The sequence below is a fragment of the Streptomyces sp. NPDC044984 genome (assembly GCF_040646935.1).
GTDB lineage: Bacteria > Actinomycetota > Actinomycetes > Streptomycetales > Streptomycetaceae > Streptomyces.
Map to the genome: position 1 here is coordinate 149,493 of NZ_JBEZBE010000021.1, position 11,171 is coordinate 160,663.

Consider the following 11,171-nt stretch of genomic DNA (forward strand, 5'->3'; position numbering starts at 1 on the left):
CCCTGATGTCCAGTCACCACACCGCGCCCGCGCGGGGACCAGCACGGCTACCGTCGTACATGGAGTACGCGGAGTACGAGGTGTTTCCGCACGGCACTGAGGGGGCGTACGCGGTATGAGTCTCGGAGACGACACGGGCCAGACCCGCACCCGCCTGCCGGAAAGGGGCGGCGATCCGTACGGCGGTGCGCGCAGAGGCGGCCGTTCGTCGTCGCGCAGCCTGGTGACGGTGGTCGGCGTGGTGGTCCTCCTGATCGCGGCGATCGCCTTCGCGAACCGTGGAGGCGACGATTCCGCCGCAGAGGAGGGCGGCTCCGGCGACTCCCCCAAGGCGGCGGCGACAGCCCCGTCGGGGAAGAAGCCGGTCAGCTCGAAGGCGTCCGGCATCCCCTCGGGCTTCGCCCACGACCAGCAGGGCGCGGAGAGCGCGGCGGCGAACTACTCGGTGGCGCTGGGCTCCGCCGAGATGTTCGACAAGGACCGACGAGACGTCATCCTTCAGTCGATCATCGTTCCCGACCGCGTCGCGGACTTCGAGGCGACGCTGGACAAGGCGTACACACCGGAGTTCAACAAGAACGTGGGCCTCAACGACGACGGCACCACACCGAAGGGCTACACGTTCGTCTCGCGTACCAGCCCGATCGGCACCAAGGTCACCGCGTCGTCCGCCGACGCGGCAACGGTGGAGGTCTGGTGCAGCGGACTTCTGGGGCTGGCAGGCGAGAGCTCCACCAATCCGGTCACCAACAGTTGGTTCACCATCACCATGCAGCTTGAGTGGACCAACGACGACTGGAAGATCGTGACCCACTCTCAGAAGGACGGCCCCACCCCGGTTCCCGGTGACAAGCGGGCCTCCAGCGCCGACGAGATGGCGAAGGCCGTCGAGGAGTACGGAGGGTTCACGTATGCCCGCTAACCACCGCCTGCTCAAACTGACCGGTATCGTCGCGGCCGTGCAGGCGGCTGCCGTCGTTTTCGCCGCGCAGGCCTTCGCCGCACCCACGCCGACACCCACTCCCACACCCACGCCCACGGACAGCAACAACCCCTGCGACCTCATCCCCGGCCGCGCCAAGGACTACTGCGAACGAGGCAGAGAGGGTGAAGGGTCCGGCAGTTCCTCCACCCTCGACGACCCCACCACCACCCTCGACCCCCTCGCCTCCCTCGCCCAGGGCTGCGCCGACGCCGCCTCCTGGACCGTCGACAAGCTCAGCGACGCCGTACAGGAAACCGCGAACGTCGACTTCACCAACGACACGTTCCTCCAGCAGTACGCCGTCGTCTTCGCCGCGTCGACGATCCTCACCCTCCTCCTCTGGCTGCTCGCGGTCGCCAAGCGCGCGGTGCGCGGCGTCCCCCTCACCACCGCCCTGTCCGAGGCGATCGGTTTCCTCTGGCTCACCGTCCTCGCCTCCGCCTTCACCCCGCTGATCCTCTACACCATCGTGTCGGCGACCGACGGCGTCACCGAGGTCCTCGCGAAGGCGACCGGCGACCAGACGGACACGTTCTTCGGCACGTTCTCCGGCGCGCTCGAGAAGGGCGACGACATCGGCGGCGGACCGATCATGCTGATCGTCGTCTCCCTCGTCTCCATCCTCGCCGCCGGCGTCCTCTGGCTGGAACTCGTCATCCGCGCCGCCCTGCTCTACGTCGGTGCCCTCCTCGGCACCGTCGTCTACGCGGGCCTCGTGGACAAGAACCTGTGGGGCCACGTCCGCCGCTGGGCGGGCATCATGATCGCCGTGATCCTCGTGAAGCCGGTGATCGTGATCGTGCTCGGCCTCGCCGGGGCACTGTCCGCCGAGGACGGGCCGGACGCCTTCTCCGCCGTGGTCTCCGGACTGGCGATCATCCTGCTCGCCATCTTCGCCTCCGCGATGATCTACCGCTTCGTCCCCGGCTTCGGCGACGAACTCGCCAGTTCCCGCAACAACCGCCTCATGCAGGGCGCCGAGGGCAAGGCCGCCGCCGTCATGAGCTCCCCGGCGACCCTGGTCGCGCAGGGCATCAAGACCCACAGCACCCGCGCCGACAACAACCGCGGCGGCCAGTCCACCGGCCCCCGCCCCTCCAACCCCGCCTCCGGCGGAGTCGCCGCGCACAGCTCGCGCACGTCGAACGGCGGCGGAGCCACCGCCCCCGCACCCCGCTCGAGCAGCCCGGTGAACACCCCCCACGCCAGCAACACCCGCAACAGCAGTAACAACAGCACGGGAGGTGATGGGCGTTGACGACCGAGTCCCACTTGTCCCATCCGGTCACGCCCCGCCGTACGTATCTGATCGGCCGCGCCCGGCCGAACGCGATCGTCGGCCGTAATCGCGAGACCGGTGAGATCGCGCTGATCGTCGTGGGCGCGTTCCTCGGCATGATGTGCGGACTCCTCGTCCCCGTCCTGTCCGTGCGGATCGTCCTCCTCGTCGGCTTCCCGATGCTGGCACTGGCCGCCGTGTACGTGCCGTACAGGCACCGCACCTTCTACAAATGGTTCGAGATCAACCGCAGCTACAAGCGCACCGTGCGCCGCGGCACCACCTACCGCTCCGGCGCCGTCGAGGCGGGCACCCGCATGGACGGGCGTGAGGTGGAGATCGGGCCGCCGCCCGGGATCGGGCGGATCACCTGGCTCGCCGCCCCCTTCGGCCCCGACGAGATCGCCGTACTGCTGCACGCGGACCGCAAGACCGTCACCGCCGCCATCGAGATCGAGGGACCGGGCGTCGGCCTGCGCGACTCCGAGGACCAGGAAGCCCTCGTCGACCGCTTCGGCACGCTGCTGAAGCACGTGGCCAACGGCGACGGCTTCGTGACCCGCATCCAGATGCTCGCCCGCACCCTGCCCGCCGACCCCGACGCGCACGCCAAGGACGTCGCCGTGCGCGGGGACGCCACGTCGCCGCCGTGGCTGCAGCAGTCGTACGACCAGCTCCAGTCGATGGTGTCGACCAGCAGCGAGCAGCACCGCGCCTACCTCGTCGCCTGCATGCACTACACGCGCGAACTGGCCGCCGAGGCCAACGCCATGGCCCGCGCGATGCGCAGCCAGGGCGGCGGCAAGGTGGACCGGGACGCGGGGCTCGCCGTCGTCATGGCCCGTGAGCTGACCGACATCTGCTCCCGGCTCCAGGAGGCCGACATCCGCGTACGGCAGCCGCTCGGCCAGAGCAGGCTGTCCTCGCTGATCCACTCCATGTACGACCCGGACCACCCGATCGACCACATCCAGGCGATGACGCAGCGCAACGCCTGGCCGGCCGAGCTGGACGCCATGGAGCCCACCTACCTCCAGGCCAAGACCCGCGAGTCCGTCACCCGCGCCCCCTGGTGCCACGCCACGGCCTGGGTGAAGGAATGGCCGATGACCCCGGTGGGCGTCAACTTCCTGGCCCCCCTCCTCGTCCACACCCCGGACGTGATCCGCACGGTCGCCGTCACCATGGACCTCGAACCCACCGAGGTCGCCATCGAGCGGATGCTGACCGAGAAGACCAACGACGAGGCGGAGGCGTCCCGCGCCGCCAAGATGAACCGCACCGTCGACCCGCGCGACCTCGCCGCCCACAGCCGCCTGGACCAGCGCGGCGAGGACCTCGCCAGCGGCGCGGCCGGCGTCAACCTGGTCGGCTACATCACCGTCTCCTCCCGCAATCCCGAGGCCCTGGCCCGCGACAAGCGGACCATACGGGCGTCGGCCGGAAAGTCGTACCTGAAGCTGGAGTGGTGCGACCGCGAGCACCACCGCGCGTTCGTGAACACACTCCCGTTCGCCACCGGCATTCGAAGGTAGGGGCTGAGCCGATATGCGGGATCCGCTGTCCGTCGTCACCGACGCCTTCACGTCCTTCCTGTTCGGGAAGGTCGAGACGACGCGGCTGCCGGTGCGCACGTCCACGGGCCAGGCACAGGCGGTCTACCTCCCGACCGCCGCCCCCGGCCTCGGCGACTCCGGCGTCATCATCGGCCGCGAGGTCTACTCCGGCAAGGGCTACATCTACGACCCCTTCCAGCTCTACGGCCAGCAGCTCCCCGCCCCGCACTGGCTGGTCCTCGGCGAGTCCGGAAACGGCAAGTCGGCCCTGGAGAAGACGTACGTCCTGCGCCAGCTGCGCTTCCGCGACCGCCAGGTCGTCGTCCTGGACGCCCAGGGCGAGGACGGCGCCGGTGAGTGGAACCTCATCGCGCAGGAACTGGGGATAACGCCGATCCGCCTGGACCCGATGGCCGCACTCGACCAGGGCATCCGGCTCAACCCCCTGGACCCGTCGATCACGACCACCGGGCAGCTCGCCCTGCTCCGGACCATCATCGAGGTCGCGATGGGCCACGGCCTGGACGAACGCTCCGGCTTCGCCCTCAAGGTCGCGCACGCCTACGTCAACGAGTCCATCGTCGAACGCCAGCCGGTCCTCTCCGACATCGTGGAGCGGCTGCGCCACCCCGAACCGGAGTCGGCGGAGGCGATGAACGTGGCCATAGACGACGTACGGGCGTGGGGCCTGGACGTCGCGCTGGTCCTGGACCGCCTGGTCGACGGTGACCTGCGCGGCATGTTCGACGGCCCGACGACCGTCGGCATCGACCTGGACGCGCCGCTCATCGTCTTCGACCTGTCCCACATCGACCGCAACTCCATCGCCATGCCGATCCTGATGGCGATCGTCGGCGTGTGGCTGGAGCACACCTGGATCCGCCCCGACCGGAAGAAGCGGATCTTCCTGGTCGAGGAGGCCTGGCACATCATCAACAGCCCGTTCGTCGCCCAGCTGTTCCAGCGGCTGCTGAAGTTCGGCCGGCGGCTCGGCCTGTCGTTCGTCGCGGTCGTCCACCACCTGTCCGACGTGGTGGACGGGGCGGCGGCGAAGGAGGCGGCGGCCATCCTGAAGATGGCGTCGACCCGGACCATCTACGCCCAGAAGGCGGACGAGGCGCGGGCGACCGGCCGGGTCCTCGGCCTGCCCAGGTGGGCGGTGGAGATCATTCCGACGCTGACGCCCGGTATCGCGGTGTGGGACGTCAACGGCAACGTCCAGGTGGTCAAACACCTGGTCACCGAGACCGAACGCCCACTGGTCTTCACCGACCGCGCGATGACCGAGTCCTCCGCCGACTTCAACGACGACGCCCTGCGCGCCGCCGAACGGGAGGCGGAGGAACGGGCGGCGGCCTTCGTGGAACAGCACGTCGGCGACTCCGAATCGACGGTGGCGTAGGGGAGCACGCGTGAGACCGGACGATCACCGTGAGCACGGCCGGGCCGGCGGCCAGGGCGGCGGCATCCCCGACGGGCTGCTGATCGGCATCCTCGCGTTCCTCATCGGCGTCACCACGATGGTGTGGACGGCCACCGGCCTCGCGGGCCTCTTCGCCCACGGCCACTGGCCGTCCGGCGTCACCTTCGCCCGCACCCCGGTGGCCATGCGCCACCTCGTCGCCGACCCGCAGAACCTCCCCGGCGCCTGGCCGGACGCCCCGGAGGCCGCCCTCTCGGGGCACGGCCTCTTCTGGGGCCTGTTCATCGGCCAGCTGATGATCCTGACCGTCCTGACGGTGTTCGTGCTGGGCACGGTGGCCCGCTGGAGAGCGGTACGGGCACGACGCCGGGCGGAGCGGGCGACGCGGGCCATGCCGGGGCAACGGCCCCAGCGGCAGCCGGACCCGGCACCGAAGCAGCTGCACGAGGTGCCGACGCCGAGGGGACCCGAGCAGGAGACGCCGGCGCCGCAGCCGGTGCGGCCACCGGCACCCCGGCAGTCACCCGCGCCGCAGGAGACGGCGCTCACCTCCCTATCCGAGAGCGAACGGGCGGACGGATGGGAAACACCCCGCTCCGCAGGCGCGGGGGTCCACTACGGCCCCCCGGCCACCCGCCACACCACCGCGGCCCAGGCCGTGCGCGACGCGGAGGGCCCCGCCCTCGTCCTCACCTCCAACCCCGCCCTCTGGCACGACACCAAGGACGCCCGCGCCAAACTCGGCCCCATCCACCTCTACGACCCCACCCACCTCTGTGACACGCCCGCCCGTCTCCACTGGTCCCCCACAGCCGGCTGCGAGGACAAGGACACGGCCAAAGCCAGGGCAGCCGCACTCCTCACCCCCGTCCGCCCCACCTCCCGCCTCGACCAGGCGGTCAGCGACACCGCGGAGACCCTGCTCCGCAGCTACGTCCACGCCGCCGCCGTCGACGGCCGTACGATCCGCCACGTCCACCGCTGGTCCCAGGGCCTCCAGGTCCACGACGCCGTACGCATCCTCCGCACCAACCCCAAGGCCGCCCCCGGCGCCGCCGGTGAACTCGAGGCGGCCCTCACCGCACACCCCGAACGCCGGGACATGGCCCAGCAGCTGACCACCCGCGCCCTGGCCGCGCTCTCCACGGTCAACGTCCGCGAGGCCTGCACTCCCAACCGAAATGATGCCCTCGCCTTGGATTCCTTCGTCCACGAAGGGGGAACGCTTTATGTCGTGGGTGAATCCATCGAGGACCCCCGCACCAGCCCGGGCGCGATGCCCCTGCTGACGGCCCTCGCCTCACACGTGGTCGAGCACGGCCGGCGCATGGCCGAACGGTCATCCTCCGGTCGGCTCGACCCACCACTCACCCTCGTCCTGGACGACGTGGCGGCCGTGGCCCCGCTCCCCCAGCTCCCGGAACTGCTCGCCACCGGCGCCGACCACGGCATGCCCACCCTGGCGCTGCTCCGCTCCCGCGAACAGGGCAGGACCCGCTGGCCCCACGACGAACTACCGGTGTGACCTACCGGTGCGGCACCGGCCGCTCCACGGCCAGCTCCAGTTCCAGATCGCCCGGATCGTCCCCCAGCGACACGGTCACCCCGGTCTCGACGAAACCCGCCTTGCGGTAGGACGCCAGCGCCCGCGCGTTGTCCGAGTGCACGAGGAGCCGCACGCGCTCCACCCCGCGCCCCCACGCCCACTCCAGCGCGGTCTCGAACAGCGCCTTCGCCAGCCCGCTCCCCCGGTACCCGGGAGCCACGTACACGCCCACCAGATGCCCCTGCCGCCGCGCGACGACGGACCCGGCCCAGTCGGTCGTACCGACCTCCTCGATCAGCACGGCCGCATTGGCGACCCAGCTCCCGTCCCCCGCCTCGGCGATGAACTGCCGCGCCCCGTTCGCCGCACGCTCCCGCCACCAGGAGTCCGGCCGGGCCACGGCCTCCTCGTAGGTGTCCATGTAGGCGATGTGCGCGACCGGGTCCCGCAGCGCGGTGAGCCGCAGCTCCCTCGCCGCGGCCCACTCCTCCGCGCGCACCGGCCGGATCACGCAGTCATCGATGGGGAGGGCGCTCATGGCCGCCACCGTAGTACCGGGGTACCACCGCCCTCACCCCGAATTACGGCCCGCGGTCCGACGCCCGCCGCCCCCGCACGGCCGAGCATCGAAGCATGATTACGGCACAGGACCTCACCAAACGCTACGGCGACCGGACCGTCGTCACCGACCTGTCCTTCACCGTCCGCCCCGGCACCGTCACCGGCTTCCTCGGCCCGAACGGCGCCGGCAAGTCCACCACCATGCGGATGATCCTCGGCCTGGACGCCCCCACCCGCGGCCACGCCACCGTCGGCGGCCGCTCCTACGCCGCCCACCCCGCACCCCTCACCCAGGTCGGCGCCCTGCTGGAGGCCCGCTCCGTCCACCCCGGCCGCACCGCCCACCACCACCTGCGCGCCCTCGCCCTCACCCACGGCATCCCGAAGAGCCGCGTCGAGCACGTCCTGGGCCTCACCGGCCTGACCGACGTGGCCCACCGCCGGGTCAAGGGCTTCTCCCTCGGCATGGGCCAACGCCTCGGCATCGCCGCCGCCCTGCTCGGCGACCCGGCCGCGGTCATCCTCGACGAGCCGGTCAACGGCCTCGACCCCGAGGGCGTCCTGTGGATCCGCACCCTCCTCAAGTCCCTGGCCGCCGAGGGCCGTACGGTCCTGGTCTCCTCCCACCTGATGAGCGAGATGGCCCTCACCGCCGACCACCTGGTCGTCATCGGCCGCGGCCGGCTCCTCGCCGACACCACCGTCACCGACTTCGTACGCCACTCCGGCGCGGGCACCGTCAAGGTCGTCACCCCGGACGCCGCCGACCTCGTACGCCACCTCACCGCCCCCGGTGTCACGGTCACCACCGACGCCCCCGGCACCCTCACCGTGCACGGCACCGACGCCGAGCACATCGGCCGCACGGCCGCCGCCCACGGCATCCCCCTCTTCGAACTCACCCCGAACACGGCCTCCCTGGAGGAGGCGTTCATGAACCTCACCCACGACGCGGTCGAGTACCCCGCCGCCCTGGAAGGAGCAGCCGCATGACCACCGCCGTCCAGCCCTACCGGACCACCCCGGCCCGCGTCCTGCAATCCGAATGGCACAAGCTGTGGACGCTCCGCTCCACCTGGGTCAACCTCGTCGCCACCGGCGCCCTCACCCTCGCCATGGGCGCCGGCATCAGCGCCGCCTACGACGGCACCGGCGAGGGCGGCCTCGACACGGTCGTCTTCGTCCTCCTCGGCACCCAGTTCGCCACCGTCAACCTGGCCGTCCTGGGCATCCTCGCCACCGCCGGCGAGTACTCCACCGGCCAGATCCGGGCCACGATGACCGCCGTACCGCGCCGCCTGCCCGTCCTGTGGTCCAAGGCCGCCGTCCTGGCCGCCGTCGCCCTCCCCCTGTGCCTGCTGACCAACCTGCTCACCTTCCCCCTGGCCCAGGCCTTCCTCACCGACACCGACCAGTCCGCCGCTCTCGGCGACCCCGGGGTCCTGCGCGGCCTCGCCGGCAACGCGGTCGCCCTCACCCTCCTCGCCGTCATGGCCCTCGGCCTCGGCGCCGTGACCCGTTCGATCCCCCTGGCCATCGGCGCGTACATCGGCCTCGTCATGATCGTGCCGGAGGTCCTGGCGATGCTGCCGTACGCCGTCGTCGACGACGCCGTCGACCACTTCCCCGCCCAGGCCCTGCAGTCCCTCACCGCCGCCGACGCCACCTCCCCGGGCACGGCCCTGCTCACCCTCACCCTGTGGGCGGCGGCGTCCCTGGCCGCGGCGGCGGCATCGCTGAAGCGACGGGACGTATGACGCACGCACCCGTCACCATGGACGCCGTGACCGAAGACCGCGCGGCCGAGCCCCTCACCGAGTACACACAGCGGATCAACCGGCGGGTGCGCGCCTTCGACCGGCACCACCCGATGCTGTGGGACCTGCACCTCGCCGGTTTCTGGCTGACGGCCGCCCTCATCGACTACGTCGGCGGGGGCTGGCGCAGCATCGCCCACAACCCGGACGTCCCCGGCTGGCTGTTGCTCTCCCTGAGCCTGGGCTTCACGGTCCCGCTCCTGTGGCGCCGCAGCCACCCGGGGGCGGTCCTGCTCACGATGGCCCCGTTCGCCCTCGTCAACGCCTGGACCGGCGCCATCCTCCAGGCGGCCATGCTCCAGCTGCTCGTCGTCTTCCACATCGCCCTGCGCCTGCCCCTGCGTGCCCTGTACTGGTCGACCCCCCTGGTGCTCACCCCGGTCGTCGTCTCGGCCCTCCGCCACGGCGAGCAGCCCTGGGACCAGCAGATCGGCGCCCAGCTGATGTCCATCACGGTGGCGGCTCTCATCGGCGTCACGGTCCGCACCCGCAGGAACTACACCGTCGCCCTGGAGGACCGCGCCCGCCGCCTGGAGATCGAACGCGACCAGCAGGCGCAGCTCGCCGCCGCCGCCGAGCGCGCCCGCATCGCCCGCGAGATGCACGACATCATCGGCCACAACCTCTCCGTCATCACGGGCCTCGCCGACGGCGGCAGGTACGCGGCCGGCAAGTCCCCGGAACGCGCCGCCCAGGCCCTGGACGCCATCGCCACCACCAGCCGCCAGGCCCTCGGCGAACTACGCCGCCTCCTCGACGTCCTGAGGGACGAGGGGACAGCGGCCGCCCACCCCGCGGAACTGGCCCCCCAGCCGGCCCTCACCGACCTGGACCAGCTCATCGACGGCGTCCGCAACGCGGGCCTGCCCGTCCACACCACCGTCGAGGGCCGGACCACCCTCCCCCCGGGCCGTCAGCTCACCGTCTACCGCGTCATCCAGGAAGCCCTCACCAACACCCTCAAGCACGCCGGCCCCGACGCCACCTCGGAAATCGCCATCGCCTACGGCGACAAGGGCGCCGTCACGGTCACCGTCACCGACACGGGAACCCCGACGACGGCCGCCGCTTCCGACGGCCGCGGACTCCCCGGCATGCGTGAGCGAACCGCCCTGTACGGCGGCACACTTGAGGCCGGCCCCCGACCGCGGCCCGAGCAGGGCTGGCGCGTCCGTCTGCACCTTCCGGAGGAATCCCCGCAGTGACCACCGTCCTCATCGCCGACGACCAGCCCCTCCAGCGCTTCGGCTTCCGCATGCTCCTGGAGAGCCAGGACGACCTCACCGTCCTGGGCGAGGCGGCGAACGGCACCGAAGCGATCCGCATGACGGCGGAGCTGCACCCCGACGTGGTCCTGATGGACATCCGCATGCCCGGCCTGGACGGCATCGAGGCGACCCGCCGCATCGTCGCCACCGGCGACCGCACCCGCGTCCTCATCCTGACGACGTTCGACCTGGACGAGTACGCCTACGCCGGCCTCCGCGCGGGCGCCTCCGGCTTCCTCGTCAAGGACGCCCAGCCGGAGGAGCTCCTCTCCGGCATCCGCTCCGTGGCGACCGGGGACGCGGTCGTCGCCCCCAGCCTGACCCGCCGCCTCCTCGACGCCTACGCCCAGCATCTGCCCACCGGCGACGGCACCGCGGCCGTTCCTCCCGCCGACGCACGTCTGTCCGCCCTCACGGAGCGGGAACGCGAGATCCTCACCGTCATCGGAAAAGGGTGGACGAACAGCGAGATCGCCGCCCGCCTCCACCTGGCCGAGTCCACGGTGAAAACCCACGTGGGCCGGATACTCGCGAAGACCGGCTCACGGGACCGCATCCAGGCCGTGATCCTGGCGTACGACACGAAACTGGTGGAGCCGTCCTGAAACGCAGAAAGCCCCCGTGCCGAATGGCACGGGGGCTTTCTTCAAGAATTGTTCGGCGGCGTCCTACTCTCCCACAGGGTCCCCCCTGCAGTACCATCGGCGCTGTAAGGCTTAGCTTCCGGGTTCGGAAT

Annotated in this window: 10 protein-coding genes and 1 rRNA gene; 9 read left to right on the plus strand and 2 right to left on the minus strand. The window is 71.3% G+C overall.

The features are described from left to right. Positions 1–115 precede the first annotated feature (115 nt). From AB0A94_RS23485 to AB0A94_RS23505, 5 genes are read left to right on the plus strand one after another with little or no spacing between them, the layout of a single operon-like run. A complete protein-coding gene (locus AB0A94_RS23485; protein ID WP_361747206.1) occupies positions 116–922 on the plus strand; it encodes a hypothetical protein in 807 nt (268 codons plus the stop codon). Next, positions 912–2,243, plus strand: a complete 1,332-nt coding sequence (locus AB0A94_RS23490; protein ID WP_361747208.1) for a hypothetical protein — start codon at positions 912–914, stop codon at positions 2,241–2,243. The genes AB0A94_RS23485 and AB0A94_RS23490 overlap by 11 nt, the downstream gene beginning before the upstream one ends. Beyond that, positions 2,240–3,799 (plus strand): SCO6880 family protein, encoded by a 1,560-nt coding sequence (locus tag AB0A94_RS23495; RefSeq protein ID WP_361747210.1) that lies wholly within the window; start codon positions 2,240–2,242, stop codon positions 3,797–3,799. The genes AB0A94_RS23490 and AB0A94_RS23495 overlap by 4 nt, the downstream gene beginning before the upstream one ends. Before the next feature lie 13 nt (positions 3,800–3,812). Then, complete coding sequence (locus tag AB0A94_RS23500) at positions 3,813–5,222, plus strand: ATP-binding protein (RefSeq protein WP_361747212.1); 1,410 nt, start codon at positions 3,813–3,815, stop codon at positions 5,220–5,222. A 10-nt stretch (positions 5,223–5,232) separates the two neighbouring features. Beyond that, positions 5,233–6,768, plus strand: coding sequence for a type VI secretion protein (locus AB0A94_RS23505; protein WP_361747213.1), 1,536 nt, complete (start codon positions 5,233–5,235; stop codon positions 6,766–6,768). Between the two features lies 1 nt (position 6,769). Here the strand turns inward: AB0A94_RS23505 and AB0A94_RS23510 are convergent, their stop codons facing one another. Then, a complete protein-coding gene (locus tag AB0A94_RS23510) occupies positions 6,770–7,327 on the minus strand; it encodes a GNAT family N-acetyltransferase (protein WP_361747215.1) in 558 nt (185 codons plus the stop codon). 95 nt (positions 7,328–7,422) lie between these two features. On the opposite strand from AB0A94_RS23510, the gene AB0A94_RS23515 reads away from it, so the two are divergent. Genes AB0A94_RS23515 through AB0A94_RS23530 form a run of 4 tightly spaced genes read left to right on the plus strand, consistent with a single transcriptional unit; the run spans position 7,423 to position 11,040 of the window. Beyond that, positions 7,423–8,343, plus strand: coding sequence for an ABC transporter ATP-binding protein (locus AB0A94_RS23515; RefSeq protein WP_361747217.1), 921 nt, complete (start codon positions 7,423–7,425; stop codon positions 8,341–8,343). Beyond that, entirely contained in the window at positions 8,340–9,107 is a 768-nt protein-coding gene (locus AB0A94_RS23520) for an ABC transporter permease (RefSeq protein WP_361747219.1), read from the plus strand. Before AB0A94_RS23515 ends, AB0A94_RS23520 begins: the two co-directional genes overlap by 4 nt. A gap of 17 nt (positions 9,108–9,124) precedes the next feature. Next, a complete protein-coding gene (locus AB0A94_RS23525; protein WP_361747240.1) occupies positions 9,125–10,372 on the plus strand; it encodes a histidine kinase in 1,248 nt (415 codons plus the stop codon). Next, positions 10,369–11,040 (plus strand): response regulator transcription factor, encoded by a 672-nt coding sequence (locus AB0A94_RS23530; protein ID WP_361747222.1) that lies wholly within the window; start codon positions 10,369–10,371, stop codon positions 11,038–11,040. Before AB0A94_RS23525 ends, AB0A94_RS23530 begins: the two co-directional genes overlap by 4 nt. A gap of 50 nt (positions 11,041–11,090) precedes the next feature. On the opposite strand, the gene rrf is transcribed toward AB0A94_RS23530, so the two are convergent. Then, positions 11,091–11,171: ribosomal RNA gene (gene rrf, locus AB0A94_RS23535) — 5S ribosomal RNA — on the minus strand; the annotation flags it as partial.

What these genes read in the sequence shown, in the direction of transcription:
- AB0A94_RS23485 (WP_361747206.1), top strand. Translation starts at nt 116, where the DNA reads ATGAGTCTCGGAGACGACACGGGCCAGACCCGCACCCGCCTGCCGGAA.
- AB0A94_RS23490 (WP_361747208.1), top strand. Translation starts at nt 912, where the DNA reads ATGCCCGCTAACCACCGCCTGCTCAAACTGACCGGTATCGTCGCGGCC.
- AB0A94_RS23500 (WP_361747212.1), top strand. Translation starts at nt 3,813, where the DNA reads ATGCGGGATCCGCTGTCCGTCGTCACCGACGCCTTCACGTCCTTCCTG.
- AB0A94_RS23510 (WP_361747215.1), bottom strand. Translation starts at nt 7,327, where the DNA reads ATGAGCGCCCTCCCCATCGATGACTGCGTGATCCGGCCGGTGCGCGCG.
- AB0A94_RS23515 (WP_361747217.1), top strand. Translation starts at nt 7,423, where the DNA reads ATGATTACGGCACAGGACCTCACCAAACGCTACGGCGACCGGACCGTC.
- AB0A94_RS23520 (WP_361747219.1), top strand. Translation starts at nt 8,340, where the DNA reads ATGACCACCGCCGTCCAGCCCTACCGGACCACCCCGGCCCGCGTCCTG.
- AB0A94_RS23525 (WP_361747240.1), top strand. Translation starts at nt 9,125, where the DNA reads ATGGACGCCGTGACCGAAGACCGCGCGGCCGAGCCCCTCACCGAGTAC.